Here is a 16,638-nt window from a genome sequence, read left to right as displayed (position 1 = left end):
CACACCCTCTCGTCGAGTTCCGCATAAGTAGACTAACCCGTCTATTTATCGCTATCATGGCACGCAGCCCCCCTCAGGTCAACGGATGCGAGGTGAGGATGGCCAAGGGCGAACAGACCCGGGCGCGCACCGTCGAGACGTTCCTCGACGCGGGACTGGAGGTGTTCGCGGAGCGCGGGTTCCATACCGCCTCCATGGACGACATCTGCCACCGCGCGGGCCTGTCCCGCGGCGCGTTCTACTCGAACTTCGCGGGCAAGGAGGCCTTCTTCCTGGCCCTGTTCGATCGCCACGCCGAGCGCCAGGTGGGCCGGATCGCCGCCGCGATCGAATCCGCCGGATCCCTCGAGGCCGCCATCACGGCCACGGTGGACGCCGCCGCCCCGGACGATCCGGAGGAACGCCGGTGGTTCCTGGTATCCACCGAGTTCACCATCCACGCCGCCCGGAACGCCGCTGCCGCCGACCACCTCGCCCAGCGGGACCGGGCGATCCGCGACCGGCTCTCGCACGCGCTCGCCCGGTTCGACGTGGCCCCGCACGACGCGGACCTGCTCGCCCGGTACGCCGTCGCCCTCTACGAGGGGGCGCAGTTGAGCAACGTGGTGGACGGCGACGCCGCGGCCACCCGCGAACTGCTCACCCGGTTCGTCCCCGCGGGTCTGGCGGCGCTGCGCGGCTGACGCGCCGCGCTACCGTGGACAGCGGTGCGACACGTCACGAGGGATCAGGTCATCGGGTACCGCCTGCAGGCGCACGGACTGCGCGAGCGGCGGGCCGAATCGCCTGCGGCCGTGTCCGCCCGGTGCGGCCTGCAGGACAGCCCACCGGGGTCGGGCCTGCTGGCCCTGCACGCCCGCGCCGACGGCGTGGGCCCGGGCACCGTCGACGACGCTCTCGAGGGCCGCACCCTGCTCCGCACGTGGTCGCTGCGCGGCGCGCCGTACCTGATCCCCACCGACGGTGCCGCCGTGTACACGACCGGGGTCCTGCCCGCGGGCGACGCCGCGACGCGGCACTTCATCCTCGGTGCGGGCCCGTCGCTCGACGCGCTGGAGATGTCCGCCGACGAGGCCGTGGAGGCGACGGCGGCCGCGGTCCGGCGGGTGCTACGGGGCCGCCGCCTCGCCATCGGCGCCCTGGGCGCCGAGGTGGCGCAGGCCATCGCTCCGGAACTCACCGCGGCGCAACGGAAGACGTGGGAATCCGAGGGACCGCACGCCCCCGGGCAGCCCGTCGGCGAGGCGATCGTGCACTTCTGCGTCCGGATCCTCACGCTGCGCGGCATCGTGTGCTTCGCGCCGCGCGAGGACGGCACGGCACCGTTCGTACTCGTCGACGAATGGCTCGGACACCCGCTCCCCGAGATCCCTACCGGGCACGCGCGCACCGAACTCGTCCGGCGCTTCCTGCGCTGCCACGGCCCCGCCACCCGCGCCGGCTTCGCCGCCTGGCTCGGCGTCCGGTCCGGCGACGCCGCACCGTGGTGGTCGCTCCTCGCCGACGAGATCGAGCCCGTCGACCTGGACGGCCGACGCACGTGGGTCCACGTCGCGGACGCCGAATCCCTCGACGCTGCACCGGATCCCGCCGGGACACGGCTCCTCCCGCCGCACGACCCCTACACCCGGGTCACGGACCGGGACACCATCGTCGCGCCCGAGCACCAGCGGGCGGTGTGGCGCACCGTCGGCGATCCCGGCGCGCTCCTGCTGGACGGGCGGATCGCCGGCACCTGGCGGCCGCGCAAACGCGGAGACCGCCTGGGGCTCACCGTCGAGACGTTCGCGCCGCTCCCGCGGCGGGCGCGCACCGTCATCGAGGAGGAGGCGCACGCCGTCGGGCGGGTGCGCGGTGCGACCGCGATGGAGGTCGCGTTCACCGGGCCGTGACCGACGCGACGGCCGCGACCTCGTCGTCGAGCGCCCGCAGCACGGCGGCCACCGCCGGCCGACGGTGCGCGCCCGGCCGCGTCGCGACCTCCAGGATCCTGGCGGCGCGCACACCCGCGATCTCCAGCCCGCGCACCCCCGGATGGGTGACGGCGTGCCGGGCCACGAGCGCGACCCCGACGCCGCCCGCCACGAGCGATTGGATGGTGTGGAAGTCGTTGATCCGCTGGATCACCCGAGGCTGCACCCCGGTGAGCGTCGCGAGCGAGCGGAGAACGTCGTCCACCGGGAAGCCGTCGCGCACGCTGATCCAGTCGAGACCGGACAGCTGCTCCGCCTCGACCCTGCCCGCGGCGGCGAGTGGGTGATCGAGCGGGACCACGAGATCGATGGGCTCCCGCATCAACTCCCGGGAGGCGATGCGCGGGCCGCCCAGCGGCGCCGCGCGCTCGTCGCGGTGCGCGACCACCACATCGGCGTCGGCGAGCATCGTCGGGAGGTCGGTGCCCGGCAGGTCCGGGTCCGACGCGGCCACCTGCACACCCGCCGCCGCCGTCCGCCGCAGCACGCCGGGCAGAAGGAGCTCCGCCGCCGAGGGGAACAACGACAGCCGCACCACGCCGACGGGCGTGGAGCGGTAGCGATCCATCTCCGCGCGCGCCCGGTCGAGCTCGCCCAGAACGGATTCCGCGCGCACCACGAGCGCGAGCCCCGCATCGGTGAGCCGGACCCGCCGGCCGTCCGGCTCCAACAGGTCGACGCCCGCCTCGCGAGCCAGGACCTTGAGCTGCTGGGACACCGCCGACGGGGTCATGTCCAGGGCGCGCGCGGTCGCGGCGACAGTGCCGCGGTCGGCGAGCTCGCGCAGGATCCGCAGCCGGTGGACGTCCATGGCCCTGAGGTTACGCCGGACCGGCCGACTCTTTAGTTAAGCGATCCTGAACGGTAGCTGCAGAAGTATTCGATTGTCCTGAGTTATGGCGGGCGGAAGAGTGGGGCCCATGACCCCGCGCCACCGCCTCGTCGCCCTCACCGTGGTCGTGCTGTGGGGCCTGAACTTCCTCGCCATCCGCTACGCGCTCGACTACTTCCCGCCACTGTTCCTGGGCGCGCTCCGGTTCGCCGTGCTCGCCGTCCCGGTGTTGCTCTTCGTGCGGCCGCCGAAGGGTCCGGTGAAGTGGCTGCTGCTGTACGGGATCGGCTCGGGCACCTTCCAGTTCGGCCTGTTGTTCACGGCGATGCGCATCGGCATGCCGACAGGGCTCGCGTCCCTGGTGCTGCAGTCGTCGGCGCCGTTCACCGTGCTGCTGGGCGCCGTCCTGTTGCGCGAGAAGCTCGCCGTCCGGCAGATCGCGGGGATCAGCATCGCCGTCATCGGGATGCTGTTGATCGTCGCGGACCGCGCGGATGCCGCGGCCGGCGTCGGCGTGCTCGGCGTCGCGCTCACCCTGCTCGGCGGGCTGAGCTGGGCCTTCGGCAACATCGGCCAGCGGCTCGCGGCACCGTCGGAGCCGTTCCGGTTCACCCTCTGGATGTCGGTGATCCCGCCGATCCCGATGCTGGCGCTCAGCGCCGCCGTCGAGGGGCCCACCACCGGCTGGAATGCTCTGGCCCACAGTCTCGACGGTGCGCCCGGCCTGCTCGCGCTGCTGGGTGTCGCGTACATCGCGGTGATGAGCACCGTCGTCGGCTACGGACTGTGGGGCGGGCTCATGGCGCGGTACCCGGCGTCCACCGTTGCGCCGGCCACGCTCCTGGTTCCCGTCGTGGGGATCGCGGCGAGCGCCGTCGTGCTCGGCGAGCACCCGACGCTGTTGGCCCTGGCCGGCGCCGCGACCGTGATCGGCGGCTGCCTCCTCGGGATGCTGCGGCGACCGGCGCCTGCGGGCCCCCGCGGCGGAGCCTCGGTGGATTCCGGCGGGGACGAGGCGGCGAGTCCCCGCAGGGACGCACCGAAGATCGGGACTAGCGCTGTGCGATGAGAGTGGTGGTGCCGGCGACGAGCTCGACGTCACCGTCGCCGATGACCTCGGCGAGAGCCGCGCGCAGGGCGGCCCGGCGGTCCTCCGGCAGGGTCGAGTGCGCGGAGTAGGTGAAGACGAGGTCCAACCAGCGGCCGGCGGACTGCGTCTCGATCCAGGAGTCCTCCCGCTCGCTCACCGTGAATCCGTCCGCCTCGAACCGGCCGCGGAGTTCGGCCATCCGGTACATCTGGTCGTGCGGGGAGCCCGCGCCCGCGGCCTCGACGTTGACGTAATCGGGGCTCGCGGCGCGCAGCGCCTCGTTCGCCGGGCGCGTCGGCCGCAGCCTGTTCCACAGCAGCGCCACCCGCCCGCCCGGATTGAGCAGCGCAGCCAGCCGCGGGATCGCGCGGTCGGCGTCCACCCAGTGGAAGGACTGCCCGAAGGTGACCAGGTCGAACGTGCGGCCCGCGGCGTCCCACTCCTTGAACGTCGCGACCTCGGCGGGCACGCCCGAGGCCCGCGCGACGCCGGCCATAGCACCGTCGGGCTCCACCGCTAGGACGTCGACGCCCCGGTCCCGCAGCTGCCGGGCGAGGATTCCGGTTCCGGCCCCGATGTCGGCGGCGGTCCGCGCACCGTCGGCGATCGCGTCGACGGTGGCGGCGGCGTAACGCGGGCGCAGGCGGTCGTAGTCGGCGGCGATCGCCCCGAACGAGAGGGCCCGGTTCCGGTCTTCGTGCAGTTCGGCCATGGGCCCAGGGTGCCTCACGCCGGCGCATGACAGGCCATCAGGCCGGTCGTAGCACCACGCAACACCGGTCGGGCGCGGGCTCGAGGGCGCAGGCGAGAAGCTCGCCGTCGAGCTCCGACGCGACCCCGTCGACCAGCGCGTGATTCATGCCGCACACCAGCTCCGTCTGCTCCTGCGCAAGTGCGTGGAACGGGCAGTTGACCAGCGTCAGCTCGTCCTCGTCGACCCGCGGCTCGTAGCCGTACCCGGCGAGGGCGCGCCGGGCCGTGTCGAGGGCCTGCGCGGCGTCGGCCGGGCGGCCGAACTCGGTGGCCGCCGCCGCGCCGAGCCGCCGACCGTGGCCGGCGGCGAGCCGTTCCAGGGCCGCCGCCGCGGATTCCCCGGTCCGCACCGAGTCGGCGATCGCTTCGGCCATCAACCGTCCCGCGAGGGCGTACTCGCGCTCCGGCAGCGAGACGGAGACCTCGCCCGGCGCCCGGCGGTACAGCTTCGACGTGCGGCCGGCGCCGGGCCCGGTGCGGCCGGTGATCCGCGCGAATTCGGCGTCGAGGAGCCCCTCCCTCTCGAGCCGGTCGAGGTGGAACTTCGCCTTGTGCACCGGGATGTCCAGCGCGGCCGCCGCCTCGTCGCGCCCCACGGGACCGGGCTGCACGCACACGTAGAGGTACAGCTCACGGCGCACGGGATCGTCGAGTGCACCGATGCGGGACACCCTGTCGCGGAAGGACAGCACAACTCCACCTCTAACGGAGAAAAGTATTGACGTAAGAACCGCCGCGGTTCTAACGTCAATATTACTCACCGTTAGATCTGGAGGAACCGGAAATGACCACCCTCACCCGCCGCACCGGCGACCCCGCCTTCCAGGCGTACCTACTGCTCCGCACCGTGTTCACGGTGGCCCCGGTCCTCTTCGGCCTCGACAAGTTCACCAACCTCATGACGGACTGGCCCCGGTACCTGGCCCCGTGGATCGACGACCTGCTGCCCGGCACCGCCGCCCAGGCGATGTACGCGGTCGGTGTGATCGAGATCCTCGCCGGCGTCGTCGTCGCAGTGGCGCCCCGCTTCGGCGCGTACGTCGTGGCGGCGTGGCTGGCCGGGATCATCGTCGACCTCCTGACCCTCGGCGACTACTACGACGTGGCCCTCCGCGACTTCGGCCTGCTGGTCGGCGCCCTGGCCCTCGGCCGGCTCGCGCAGGCCGCGCATTCGGCGGCCGCGAGCGCACCGTCGACGCTCCGGGACCCGGCCGCGGCCTGACCTCTATCCTGGAGCGCATGCCCGGACTCCCCCTCCGCGCCCGAACGGCGCTGCTCGCCGCCCGCTCCGCAGCCTGGGCGTCGCAACGCGCCGGGCGGGGCAAGGGCTCGATGATCGGTGGGCTCATCGCCCTCAAGATCGAGCCGAACCTCATGACCCGGCTCGCCGCCGGCAAGCGCACCGCCGTCGTCACCGGCACGAACGGCAAGTCGACCACCACCCGGATGACGACGGCCGCGCTCGCCACGCTCGGCGGCGAGATCGCCACCCAGGCGGACGGTGCCAACATGGACGCCGGGATCGTCGCCGCGCTCACCGCGCACCAGCGGGCGCCGCTCGCCGCGCTCGAGGTGGACGAGTTGCACGTGCCGCACGTGCTCGACGCCGTGGACGCCGAGGCACTGGTGCTGCTCAACCTCTCCCGCGATCAGCTGGACCGCGTCGGGGAGATCAACGCCATCGAGCGCCGGCTGCGCGCCGGCGTGGACGCGCACCCCGAGCTCACCGTCGTGGCCAACTGCGACGACGTGCTCGTGACGTCGGTCGCCTACGACGCGAAGAACGTCGTGTGGGTGGCAGCGGGCGGCGGCTGGACGAGCGACTCCGTCTCCTGCCCCCGCTCGGGCGAGCCGATCGTCCGCGAGGGCGAGCACTGGTACTCGACGGGCACCGACTTCTCCCGGCCCGCACCGGACTGGTGGGTGGACGACGAGAACATCCACGGCCCCGACGGTTTCACCGCGCCCCTCGTGCTCAAGCTGCCCGGCCGCGCCAACCGCGGCAACGCCGCACAGGCGGTGGCCGCGGCGGTGGCCATGGGCGCGGATCCCGCGAAGGCGGTCGAGGCGGTCGGCACCGTCGGCGAGGTCGCGGGCCGCTATTCGACGGTGACCGTCGGCGAGCACACCGTACGCATGCTGCTGGCCAAGAACCCCGCGGGCTGGCAGGAGGCCATGTCGATGATCGACGGCACCGCCGAGGGCCTGGTCATCGCCGTGAACGGGCAGGTACCCGACGGCGAGGACCTGTCCTGGCTGTGGGACGTGCAGTTCGAGCGGTTCGACAACGCGAAGGTGGTGGCGTCCGGCGAGCGCGGCGCCGACCTCGCGGTGCGGCTCACGTATGCGGGCGCCGAGCACTCCCTCGTCGCCGATCCGGTCGCGGCCATCGCGTCGTGCCCGCCCGGGCGGGTGGAGGTGCTGGCCAACTACACGGCCTTCCGGGACCTGAACACCGCACTGGAAGGGCGCCGCGCGTGATCGACTTCTCCGGATCCACAACGCGGATCAGCGAATCCACGCTCGTCATCGGGCTCGTGCTGCCGGACGTGATGGGCACCTACGGCGACGGCGGCAACGCCCTGGTGCTGCGGCAGCGGGCGCGGCTGCGCGGCATCGAGGCCGAGGTCCTGCCGATCACCCTGGCCGATCCGGTGCCCGCGTCGTGCGACGTGTACACCCTGGGCGGCGCGGAGGACTACGCGCAGCGCCTGGCCACGCGGCACCTCACCAAACACCCCGGGATGCAGGAGGCCGCCGCGAAGGGCGCCCCCGTGCTGGCGATCTGCGCCGCGATCCAGGTACTCGGCCACTGGTACGAGACGTCCGAGGGCGAACGGGTGGACGGCATCTCGATGTTCGACCTGACCACCACGCCCCAGCAGACCCGGTCCATCGGCGAGATCGCGGGCGAGCCGCTGCTCGACGGGCTCACCCAGCCGCTCACCGGTTTCGAGAACCACCGCGGCGGCTCGGCCCTGGGCGCCGCCGCCGCACCGCTCATGCGGGTGGTCCGGGGCACGGGCAACGGTGCGGGCGTCGCGGTCGACGGTGTCGTCCAGGGCAGCGTGCTCGGCACGTACATGCACGGACCGGCGCTCGCCCGGAACCCGGAGCTGGCGGACTACCTGCTGGAGAAGGCGACGGGGCGCGCGTTGGAGCCGCTGGACCTCCCCGACGTGGACCTCCTGCGCCGCGAGCGCCTCCGGAGGTAACCCGGAGAGTTCCCCGGCGTCACCAGAGGCCCAGCACCGCTTGCTCGTTCGCGAGGAGACGCATCTTGGTGGCGACGCCGCCGGACGCGGAGAAGCCACCCGTGCGCCCGTCCGCCGCCGTGATCCTGTGGCAGGGCACGATCGGCGGGAAGGGGTTCTCCCCCAACGCCCGCCCCACCGCGCGGGCGGAACCCGGGAGCCCGATCTCGGTGGCGATCTCCCCGTAGGTCCGGGTGGATCCGGGCGGGATCCTGCGCGCCACGTCGTAGACCGCGCGCTGGAAATCGTTGAGGCCCTGCATGTCCAGCGCCACCCAGGAGAGGTCGTCGTCGAGGTTCGCACCGGCGACGAGAAGGACCACCGCGGCGATCACCCGCCCGACCTCCTCCGGCGGCTCGGATTCCGGCGATCCGCCGGCGGCGAGATGATCGCGCATCGCCTCGTCCGACGCCTCGGGGAGCCGGGCGGCGGTGACGGCACCGTCGGCGCCCCAGGCGATCCCGCACCGCCCGACGGCGGTGTCGAAGAGCGCGAACCCCGGCGTCACGGGGCGGCCGCCGCGGCGATCGCGTCGAGGTTGGCCTCCATGCCCGTGCGCCAGACGCCGAGCCGGAAGTCGATGATCCGCGCCTCTTTCCCGGGATTCGCCGCGACGAAGCCGGCGAACGGCGAGCGCCCGTCCCCGACCCGCGCCCACTGCCGGACCAGCGCACCGCCGCGGGCGGGATCGACCTCGAAACCCCAGGTGGCCCACGGCTCCTCACCCTCGGGGCCGACGGACCAGACCCAACGGCGGCCGTCCTCGACATCGGTGACCACGGAGTCGGTCGTCCAGTCGCCCAGCTCCTCGTTGCGGTTGTGCCCGCGGAAACGCGCCCCCACCGCCACGCCCGTGGCACCGTCGAGCCACTCGACCCGCTGCAGCTCCCCGGCGACGCGGGTGGGCAGCTCGATGTCGGTGACCAACTCCCACGCCCGCTCCGGCGTGCAGGCCACCGCGCGGGTGACCTCGATGATCGGGTTGTCGCGCAGTCTCATGCCCCGATCCTATGACGCGCGAATCTTCGCTCCAGCGGCCCGACGCGGCCATTATGTCCGCGCCTCGCCTCCTGAGTGCATTTTCGCGAACGGCGCGATCGGCACGCAGCGCTCGCGCGTGCCGTCGACCGCGAACCAGCCGGACTCGAACTCCTGCCAGCGACGCAGGTGCTCCCGCTCCGCCTCGCCGTCGCGGGCCACGCTCCGCTCCAGCCGCTCGGCGGCGGTGCCGCCCTCCAGCCACAGCGCGAGGCCGAGCCTGCGGGCGAACGAGCGGCGCGCGCTGGACACGCCCTCGATCACCACGAGCGGCGCCCACGGCAGCCGGACCTCGGGGCCGGGCCGCGGCGTACCGTCGCGCCAGACCATCGGCCGGTAGTGCGCGTCCCAGCCGCGCGAGAAGGGAAGCAGGATCTCCTCGACCATGCGAGGCCACCAGGCGACGGGGTCGTCCCAGGTGGCGTAGTCGTCGGTGCGGACCAGGGCCGTGCGCGCGCCCGCGGCGCGCAGCTCCTCGACGAGGCCCTGGGCGTACGTCGACTTCCCCGCCCCGGACAGGCCGTCGACGGCGACGGTCCCCTCGCGGCCGCCCAGCCGCTGCACCACCTCCGCGGCGTCCACGGATCAGCTCGGCGGGGACTCTTCGAGCACCCGCGGGGGCTCGGCGAGGGAGCGGCGGCCGGACATCGCGCGGCCGAGGGTGAGCTCATCGGCGAACTCCAGCTCCGCGCCCATCGGCAGGCCGGCGGCGGGCCGGGTCACGGTGAGACCCGGGAAGTCCTTGAGCATGCGCACCAGGAACGCCGCGGTGGCCTCGCCCTCCGTGTTGGGGTCGGTCGCGATGATCACCTCGTCGACGTCCACCCCGTCGACGGGGGTGCCCAGCCGCACGAGCAGCTCGCGGATCCGCAGCTTGTCCGGGCCGACGCTCTTGATCGGGTTCAGGGCGCCGCCGAGCACGTGGTAGAGCCCGCGGTACTCGCGGGTGCGCTCCACCGCCTGGACGTCCTTCGCCTCCTCGACGACGCAGATCTTGGAGGCGTCGCGGCGCGGATCGGAGCAGATCCGGCACCGTTCCTCGGCGGCGACGTTGCCGCACACCTCGCAGTAGCGCACGTCGTTGCGCACCCGGGTGAGGGCATGGGTGAGCCGGTCGATGTCGCCGGGCTGCACCCCCAGGAGGTGGAACGCGATGCGCTGGGCGCCGCGCGGCCCGACTCCCGGGAGCTTGGCGAGCTCGTCGATCAGCTCTTGAACTGGGCCTTCGTACACGGGCCGTCCGTCAGAACGGCAGGCCGCCCGAGAGCGGCCCCATCTTCTGCTGCGCCAGTTCGGCGGTGTTGTTCGACAGGTCGGTCAGCGCGCCCAGGACCAGGTCCTGCAGCGTCTCCACATCCTCCGGGTCGACCACCTTGGGGTCGATCACCACGGACTGGACCTGGCCGTCACCCGTCGCGGTCACCTTCACCAGGCCTCCGCCTGCCTGACCCTCGACCGTGGTGGCCTGGATCTCGGCCTGTGCCGCCATCAGCTGCTGCTGCATGGCGCCGACCTGGGCCATCAGGTCTTCCATCGAGCCCTCGGGCTGCATGCCGTCTCCCCTCTGCCGGTCATCGACCCGCATGTCCGATTCTTGTTACTAGTGTTACCACTGCGGCGGTTGAGGCGGTACGCTTCGCTCGTGAACATGCGCAGCGCCGTCCTCGTGGCCGCGGGCCTGGTCCCGGCCCTGATCCTCTCCGGCTGCACCATCGGTGACGCCGGACAGCGGCGGGACGCGGCCGCACCCACCAGCCTATCGCTCTCCGAGCCGGGCCTGGTGAACAACGCGGCGCCGCTCGCCGCCGGCTCCCTGACCGGCAAGAAGATCTTCCTCGACCCGGGACACAACGGCGCGAACGACGGCTCGCTGAGCCGCCAGGTGCCCACCGGCCGCGGCGGCACCAAGGACTGCCAGACCACCGGCACCACCGGCGTGAACGGCCTGGCCGAGCACACCTTCAACTACGCCGTGGCCTACCAGCTCTACCAGGTGCTCACCGGCGCGGGCGCGCAGGTGATGATGTCCCGCAACGACGACAAGTCGGTCGGCTCCTGCGTGGACGCCCGGGCCGAGGCCGCCAACAAGTGGGGCGCCGACGCCGCGGTATCCATCCACGCCGACGGCTCCGCCCCCGGTAACCGCGGGTTTCACGTGAATCTGTCCGATCCGCCGCTGAACCCCGCGCAGACGACCGCGAGCCCCGCCCTGGCCAAGAGCCTGCGCGACGCCCTCGTCTCGGGCGGCTTCACGCCCGCCGCGTACATCGGCAAGGACGGCCTGTACCCGCGCTCGGACCTGGCCGGACTGAACCTCGCGACCGTCCCGTCGGTGCTGGTCGAGGCCGGGAACCTCAAGGACCCGGCCGAGGCCGCGACGTTCGCCTCGCCGCAGGGGCAGCAGCGGCTGGCGCAGGCCGTGGCCGCCGGCCTCGCCGCCTACCTGGGCGGCGGTCAGACCCGCTAGCACCCCGCCCCCGCGGGCGGCGTTTCCCGGGACTACGAGCCCTGTGGAGGGATGGTGGACCCGGATTCCGCACCGTGCGGGACGGCCAGCTCCCGCGCGCTGGTGAACTCGCGCTCGGCGCCGTCGACCGGGTCGGTGAAGGACAGCCGCCGCGCCAGCAGCCGCAGCGGATCCGCGAAGTCGCCGTCCACCACGTCGCGCTGTTCGGGATAGAGCGGATCCCCCAGGATGGGTATCCCCAGCCGCGCCATGTGCAGGCGCAGCTGGTGCGTCTTCCCGGTCTCCGGGCGCAGGCGGTACCTGCCGACGGCGCCGGACGCGGTCGCGATCTCGGCCTCCAGCTCCACGTGCGAGCGCGCGTTCACGGGCCCCTCCACCTCGTAGGCGCGCATGATCCCCGGCGTCTTCTCGATCCGGGATTCGACGGTGGCGGGCAGGTCCAGGCCCGCGCGGAGCGGGGCCAGCGCGGCGTACTCCTTGCGCGCCCGCCCGGTGGCGAACAGCTGCTGGTACGCGCCTCGCACCTCGGGGTCCCGGGTGAACAGCAGCACACCCGCAGTCAGCCGGTCCAGACGGTGCGCGGGCGAGAGGCGCGGCTCTCCCAGCTCGCGCCGCAACCGCACCAGCGCGCTCTGCACCACGCGCGCGCCGCGCGGCATGGTGGCCAGGTAGTGCGGCTTGTCCACCACCACGATCCGCTCGTCGGCGTGCAGGATCGGCATGGCGAACGGCACGTCGATCTCGTACGGCAGTTCGCGGTACATCCACACCGCCTGCCGGGCCGCGACCGTCGAGGACGGGGCCAGGGACGCACCGTCGGACGTGACGACGGTGCCCGACGCGCACTCCGCGAGCACGTACGCCGAGGTGCCCGGGAACCGGGCCTCGAGCACGTCGCCGAGCGTCCGGCCCGCCTCCTCCTCCGCGATCACGAGGCGGGTGGCGTCCACCCCGTCGCGCAGGGGCAGCGGCGGGACGGGCGCCCTCCGGTGGCGCCTAGCCGTTGGACTCGACCTGCACCTTGAGGTTGGTGAGCAGCTCGTCGTAGATGCGGCCGAGCCCCTTGGGGGCGAAGGTCTTCTCGAAGAAGCCGCCGATGCCGCCGGCGCCCTGCCACGTGGTGGTGACGGTGACCGAGGTCCCGTCACCGGCACCGTCCGCGGCGACGACCCGGTAGGTGGTGACCATCGACGAGTTCGCGTCCGTCTCGGTGACGGTGTCGCCGTCGACGGTGACCGTGGCCTTGACGTCGCGCGAGCGCTTCTCGGTGGCCTGCAGGGTCCATGCGGCGACGGTGCCCGCGCCCTGGCCGCCCTCGAGCACGCGATAGTCGTGGTAGTTCGGCGGCAGGATCTCGCCACGGCGGGTGTAATCCTCGATCGCGGCGCGCACCGTCTCCGGGGAGGCGGCGATGGTGGTGGACTTGGTGGCGGTTACCTGGGCCAACGTTCCTATCCTCTGCTCGGGGTTTCGAACTCAGCCTAACCAATCGGGTCCGGGGCGCGCGCGTCGCGGCCGGGAGGTATAGCGTCGGTAATCGTGAGCGCTCGCAACGACCCGCAGGCCCGCACACCGACCACGGTCCCGATCGGCGGCGAGGCCGCGTACGCCGAGGGCCTCGCCCGCCTGGAGGCCAGCTACCGGGCCATTCCGGCCGAATCCCGGGTCCGCCTCGCGAAGAAGACCTCGAATCTCTTCCGCGCCAGGGCCGCGACCGACGCCCCGGGCCTGGAGGTCTCCGGCCTGGGGGCCGTGGTCTCGATCGATCCGGACGCGCGGACCGCGGACGTCGGCGGCGTGTGCACCTACCAGGACTTCGTCGCCGCGACACTGCCTTTCGGCCTCGCGCCCACCGTGGTGCCGCAGCTCAAGACCATCACCCTGGGCGGCGCGGTCACGGGCATGGGAATCGAGTCCAGCTCGTTCCGCGCGGGACTCCCGCACGAGGCGGTGCGGTCGATGGACATCCTCACCGGCGCCGGCGAGGTGGTGACCGCGACCCCCGACGGACCCAACGCGGATCTGTACTTCGGTTTCCCGAATTCGTACGGCACGCTGGGCTATTCGACGCGGCTGACCGTGGATCTGGAACCCGTCCGGCGGTTCGTCGAGCTGCGGCACGTGCGCTTCCACGACCTGCACGAGTTGCAGGCGACGATGGACGCCGTCGTCGGCGCCGGGGCCCACGACGGCGAACCCGTCGACTACCTCGACGGCGTGGTGTTCTCCCGGGACGAGGCGTACCTCACCCTGGGGCGGAAGACCGACGACGACGGCCCCGTCAGCGACTACACCGGGATGGACGTCTACTACCGGTCGCTGCAGCACGCCGACGGGGTGCTGCGCGACCGGCTCACGACCCACGACTACCTGTGGCGCTGGGACACCGACTGGTTCTGGTGCTCCCGAGCCTTCGGCGCACAGAACCCCAGGATCCGCCGGATGTGGCCGAAACACCTGCTGCGCAGCAGCTTCTACTGGAAGCTCGTGGCGCTGGACCGGCGCTGGGACATCGGCGACAAGCTCTCGGCGCGCAAGGGCGAGCCTCCCGGCGAGCGCGTGGTGCAGGACATCGAGGTGGAGATCGGCAAGATCACCGACTTCCTGGACTGGTTCCTCGACGAGATCCCGATCGAACCGATCTGGTTGTGCCCGTTGCGCCTCCGCGAACCCGCGCCCGCCGGCGCCGACCCGGAGCGGCCGTGGCCGCTCTACCCGCTGGAACCCCGGAGGACGTACGTGAACGTGGGGTTCTGGTCCGCAGTCCCCAAGCAGCCCGGCCAGATCGACGGCCGCGCGAACCGGCTGATCGAGAAGAGGGTCTCGGAACTCGGAGGGCACAAATCGCTCTACTCCGAAGCCTTCTACGGGCGCGACGAGTTCGACGCCCTCTACGGCGGCCCGGACTTGGAACAGTTGAAGTCCCGTTACGACCCGGCCGGACGCCTGCTGGGCCTGTACGACAAGACAGTCAGGAGGCAGTGAAAAATGACGCGCCACACACATACCGAGCATCTCCCGAAGCTGACCCTCGCCGAGATCATCGAGAAGGCCGCCGGCGGAAGGCTCGCGATCCGGGTGAAGGCCTACGACGGCTCGTCGGCCGGGCCGGACGACGCGGAGTACGGGCTCGACCTGATGACCCCGCGCGGCACCACCTACCTCGCGACCTCCCCCAACGACATGGGTCTCGCCCGCGCCTACATCGCGGGCGATCTCGAGCTCACGGGCGCCCACCCCGGCGATCCGTACGCGGCGCTCAAGGCGCTGTCGGACGACCTGCAGTTCGCGAAGCCGGGGCCGAAGCTGATCGCGCAGATCGCCCGTTCGGTGGGGGCCGAGCGGATGATCCCCGTGCCGCCGCCGCCCCAGGAGGCCATCCCGCGCTGGCGCCGGATCGCGGAGGGACTGCGGCACAGCAAGTCCCGCGACGCCGAGGTGATCCACCACCACTACGACGTCTCTAACCGGTTCTACGAGATGGTCCTCGGACCGTCGATGACCTACACGTGCGCCTGCTACCCCGACGCCGGCGCGACGCTCGAGCAGGCGCAGGAGAACAAGTACCGCCTCGTGTTCGAGAAGCTGCGTCTCAAACCGGGCGACCGGCTGCTGGACGTGGGCTGCGGGTGGGGCGGCATGGTGCTCTACGCCGCCCGCCGCGGAGTCCACGCCATCGGCGCCACCCTGTCGAAGGAACAGGCGCACTGGGCGCAGGCGGCGATCGAGGCCGAGGGGCTCGGCGAGTTCGCCGAGGTGCGGTTCAGCGACTACCGCGACGTGCCGGAGAGCGAATTCGACGCGATCAGCTCCATCGGCCTCACCGAGCACATCGGCGTGCACAACTACCCGTCGTACTTCACATCACTGCGGGGAAAGCTGAAAACCGGTGGGCTGCTTCTCAATCACACGATCACCCGGCACGACAACAAGCTGTCGGGCAAGGGCGGCCAGTTCATCGACCGGTACATCTTCCCCGACGGGGAGCTCACCGGTTCCGGCCGTGTGATCGCCGCGATCCAGGACGTGGGCGGGATGGAGGTGCGGCACGAGGAGAACCTCCGCGAGCACTACGCGAAGACCCTCGCCGCCTGGGGACGCAACCTGGTCGATCACTGGGACGATGCCGTCGCGGAGGTCGGCCTGGGCACCGCGCGGGTGTGGGGCCTGTACATGGCCGGATCGCGACTGGGCTTCGAGCGCAACGTGGTTCAGCTGCACCAGGTGCTCGCGGTGAAGCTGGACGACAAGGGCGGCGCGGGCGATCTGCCCCTGCGCCCGTGGTGGGAGGCCTGATCAGATCGGGCGGGCGCCGAGCTCGTTCTTGAGGAGCTCCAGCGCCACCTCCTCGGGGTCGCGGCGCGGCGCGCTGCCGCCCCCGCCCGTCGCGTCCTCGCGGTGCGCGTCCGCCATCATCTCCTCCTCGGAGACCTCGGCGGGTTCCGGCTCGGGTTCGGGCTCCGGGGGCAGCGGGATGTCGTCGTGGTGCGACGGTGCGCGGTTCTCCCGGCCGGCAGGGCGCGGATCCGGCTGGCCGCCGCGTTGCTCCCCCGCGCGGCTGCGTCGCTCGAAAGTGGGCGGCGCCTTGCGCTGCGGCTCGGGAGCCGCGCGCTGCGGCTGCTGCGGAGCGCCCTGCTGCGGCGCGCCGGAGCCGTCACCCACCTCGACGTTCCACTGCGTGCCGAACACCTCACGCACCGCCTCGCGGACGTTGCCCACGTGCTGCGGATCGCTGAACCGGCCGAGCAGCGCCGGGATCGGCAGCGCGAGATGCAACGTGTCGCCGGCGAGCCCCGCCACCTGCATGTTGGTCATCAGCGTGGCCGTGACCTTGCTGCGACCGCTCACGGCGCGCAGCACCTTGGGCCAGGCCGTGCGGACCTCGTCGAGCGACGGTCCCGCCGCCTGCGCGGCCTGGGCGGCCGGTCCGGGCGATGCCGGCTGGGGTTCGGGCGGGGCCTCGGGCCGGCGCTCGGGCTCCGGTGCCACGGCCCGAACCGGCTCCGGCGCAGACTGTTCCGGCTGCGGGGCACGCGGCTCGGGTGCCGTGACCGCCTCCGCGGCGGGGGCCGCGGGTTCGGGGCTCGTGGCGGCGGGGGCGGCCTCCGCGGGCGCCGACGGGGCCGAGGGCGACTGCGCCGCGGGTTCCGTGGCAGGCTCCGGCTCGGACGGGCGGCGGTGCAGCACCGGCTCCGATTCGACGGCGGGCGCCGGCTCGAACGCCGCCGGGG

General features: G+C 72.6%; 19 protein-coding genes and 1 pseudogene. 9 read left to right on the top strand and 11 right to left on the bottom strand.

Translation table 11 applies throughout. The features are described 5' to 3' along the window. Positions 1–98 precede the first annotated feature (98 nt). Together BN39_RS07590 and BN39_RS07585 are read left to right on the top strand one after the other, a co-directional pair. On the top strand, positions 99–683 hold the full coding sequence (locus BN39_RS07590) for a TetR/AcrR family transcriptional regulator (RefSeq protein WP_019201779.1): 585 nt from the start codon (positions 99–101) through the stop codon (positions 681–683). Between the two features lie 24 nt (positions 684–707). After that, positions 708–1,892 carry a winged helix DNA-binding domain-containing protein gene (locus tag BN39_RS07585; protein WP_019201778.1) on the top strand — a complete coding sequence of 395 codons (1,185 nt, stop codon included), beginning with the start codon at positions 708–710 and terminating at the stop codon, positions 1,890–1,892. On the opposite strand, the gene BN39_RS07580 is transcribed toward BN39_RS07585, so the two are convergent. Further along, positions 1,879–2,784, bottom strand: a complete 906-nt coding sequence (locus tag BN39_RS07580; RefSeq protein WP_019201777.1) for a LysR family transcriptional regulator — start codon at positions 2,782–2,784, stop codon at positions 1,879–1,881. The genes BN39_RS07585 and BN39_RS07580 overlap by 14 nt on opposite strands. Before the next feature lie 109 nt (positions 2,785–2,893). On the opposite strand from BN39_RS07580, the gene BN39_RS07575 reads away from it, so the two are divergent. Continuing rightward, complete coding sequence (locus BN39_RS07575) at positions 2,894–3,874, top strand: EamA family transporter (protein ID WP_019201776.1); 981 nt, start codon at positions 2,894–2,896, stop codon at positions 3,872–3,874. On the opposite strand, the gene BN39_RS07570 is transcribed toward BN39_RS07575, so the two are convergent. Together BN39_RS07570 and BN39_RS07565 are read right to left on the bottom strand one after the other, a co-directional pair. Next, a complete protein-coding gene (locus BN39_RS07570; protein ID WP_019201775.1) occupies positions 3,858–4,607 on the bottom strand; it encodes a bifunctional 2-polyprenyl-6-hydroxyphenol methylase/3-demethylubiquinol 3-O-methyltransferase UbiG in 750 nt (249 codons plus the stop codon). The two genes, BN39_RS07575 and BN39_RS07570, sit on opposite strands and share 17 nt — an antisense overlap. A 37-nt stretch (positions 4,608–4,644) precedes the next feature. After that, positions 4,645–5,337: a metalloregulator ArsR/SmtB family transcription factor gene (locus tag BN39_RS07565; protein WP_051158981.1), complete on the bottom strand. Its 693-nt coding sequence runs from the start codon at positions 5,335–5,337 to the stop codon at positions 4,645–4,647. A 95-nt stretch (positions 5,338–5,432) separates the two neighbouring features. Here BN39_RS07565 and BN39_RS07560 point away from each other — a divergent pair, with 95 nt between their 5' ends. Genes BN39_RS07560 through BN39_RS07550 form a run of 3 tightly spaced genes read left to right on the top strand, consistent with a single transcriptional unit; the run spans position 5,433 to position 7,863 of the window. After that, the gene (locus tag BN39_RS07560; RefSeq protein WP_019201773.1) at positions 5,433–5,870 is read left to right on the top strand and encodes a DoxX family membrane protein; all 438 of its coding nucleotides are present in this window, start codon (positions 5,433–5,435) and stop codon (positions 5,868–5,870) included. A gap of 17 nt (positions 5,871–5,887) precedes the next feature. After that, positions 5,888–7,129 (top strand): Mur ligase family protein, encoded by a 1,242-nt coding sequence (locus BN39_RS07555; protein ID WP_019201772.1) that lies wholly within the window; start codon positions 5,888–5,890, stop codon positions 7,127–7,129. Positions 7,130–7,155: 26 nt separating this feature from the next. Continuing rightward, positions 7,156–7,863 (top strand): type 1 glutamine amidotransferase, encoded by a 708-nt coding sequence (locus tag BN39_RS07550; protein WP_040766874.1) that lies wholly within the window; start codon positions 7,156–7,158, stop codon positions 7,861–7,863. Between the two features lie 19 nt (positions 7,864–7,882). Here the strand turns inward: BN39_RS07550 and BN39_RS07545 are convergent, their stop codons facing one another. Genes BN39_RS07545 through BN39_RS07525 form a run of 5 tightly spaced genes read right to left on the bottom strand, consistent with a single transcriptional unit; the run spans position 7,883 to position 10,474 of the window. Further along, a complete protein-coding gene (locus tag BN39_RS07545) occupies positions 7,883–8,410 on the bottom strand; it encodes a methylated-DNA--[protein]-cysteine S-methyltransferase (RefSeq protein ID WP_019201770.1) in 528 nt (175 codons plus the stop codon). Next, positions 8,407–8,901 (bottom strand): SRPBCC family protein, encoded by a 495-nt coding sequence (locus BN39_RS07540; RefSeq protein WP_019201769.1) that lies wholly within the window; start codon positions 8,899–8,901, stop codon positions 8,407–8,409. The genes BN39_RS07545 and BN39_RS07540 overlap by 4 nt, the downstream gene beginning before the upstream one ends. A gap of 51 nt (positions 8,902–8,952) precedes the next feature. After that, on the bottom strand, positions 8,953–9,522 hold the full coding sequence (locus BN39_RS07535; RefSeq protein ID WP_019201768.1) for a uridine kinase: 570 nt from the start codon (positions 9,520–9,522) through the stop codon (positions 8,953–8,955). Between the two features lie 3 nt (positions 9,523–9,525). Continuing rightward, positions 9,526–10,173 (bottom strand): recombination mediator RecR, encoded by a 648-nt coding sequence (recR, locus tag BN39_RS07530; protein WP_019201767.1) that lies wholly within the window; start codon positions 10,171–10,173, stop codon positions 9,526–9,528. A gap of 10 nt (positions 10,174–10,183) precedes the next feature. Then, positions 10,184–10,474 (bottom strand): YbaB/EbfC family nucleoid-associated protein, encoded by a 291-nt coding sequence (locus BN39_RS07525; protein ID WP_086010288.1) that lies wholly within the window; start codon positions 10,472–10,474, stop codon positions 10,184–10,186. A 114-nt stretch (positions 10,475–10,588) separates the two neighbouring features. Between BN39_RS07525 and BN39_RS07520 the strand changes: the two genes are divergently transcribed. After that, positions 10,589–11,407 (top strand): Rv3717 family N-acetylmuramoyl-L-alanine amidase, encoded by an 819-nt coding sequence (locus BN39_RS07520; protein WP_040766865.1) that lies wholly within the window; start codon positions 10,589–10,591, stop codon positions 11,405–11,407. Positions 11,408–11,439: 32 nt separating this feature from the next. Here the strand turns inward: BN39_RS07520 and BN39_RS07515 are convergent, their stop codons facing one another. Both BN39_RS07515 and BN39_RS07510 read right to left on the bottom strand, forming a co-directional pair. Further along, the gene (locus BN39_RS07515) at positions 11,440–12,357 is read right to left on the bottom strand and encodes a pseudouridine synthase (RefSeq protein WP_019201764.1); all 918 of its coding nucleotides are present in this window, start codon (positions 12,355–12,357) and stop codon (positions 11,440–11,442) included. Between the two features lie 46 nt (positions 12,358–12,403). Further along, complete coding sequence (locus BN39_RS07510; RefSeq protein WP_019201763.1) at positions 12,404–12,853, bottom strand: SRPBCC family protein; 450 nt, start codon at positions 12,851–12,853, stop codon at positions 12,404–12,406. Positions 12,854–12,994: 141 nt separating this feature from the next. Between BN39_RS07510 and BN39_RS07505 the strand changes: the two genes are divergently transcribed. Both BN39_RS07505 and BN39_RS07500 read left to right on the top strand, forming a co-directional pair. Further along, positions 12,995–14,392, top strand: a complete 1,398-nt coding sequence (locus BN39_RS07505) for an FAD-binding oxidoreductase (protein ID WP_040766856.1) — start codon at positions 12,995–12,997, stop codon at positions 14,390–14,392. Positions 14,393–14,395: 3 nt separating this feature from the next. Beyond that, the gene (locus BN39_RS07500; protein ID WP_019201761.1) at positions 14,396–15,703 is read left to right on the top strand and encodes a class I SAM-dependent methyltransferase; all 1,308 of its coding nucleotides are present in this window, start codon (positions 14,396–14,398) and stop codon (positions 15,701–15,703) included. On the opposite strand, the pseudogene BN39_RS07495 reads toward BN39_RS07500, so the two are convergent. After that, a pseudogene (locus BN39_RS07495) lies at positions 15,704–16,638 on the bottom strand (DNA polymerase III subunit gamma/tau); the annotation flags it as partial.

The sequence above is a fragment of the Tsukamurella sp. 1534 genome (assembly GCF_000312385.1).
GTDB lineage: Bacteria > Actinomycetota > Actinomycetes > Mycobacteriales > Mycobacteriaceae > Tsukamurella.
The sequence above is the reverse complement of the archived record's forward strand: the minus strand, read 5'-3'. Positions and strand labels throughout refer to the sequence as shown.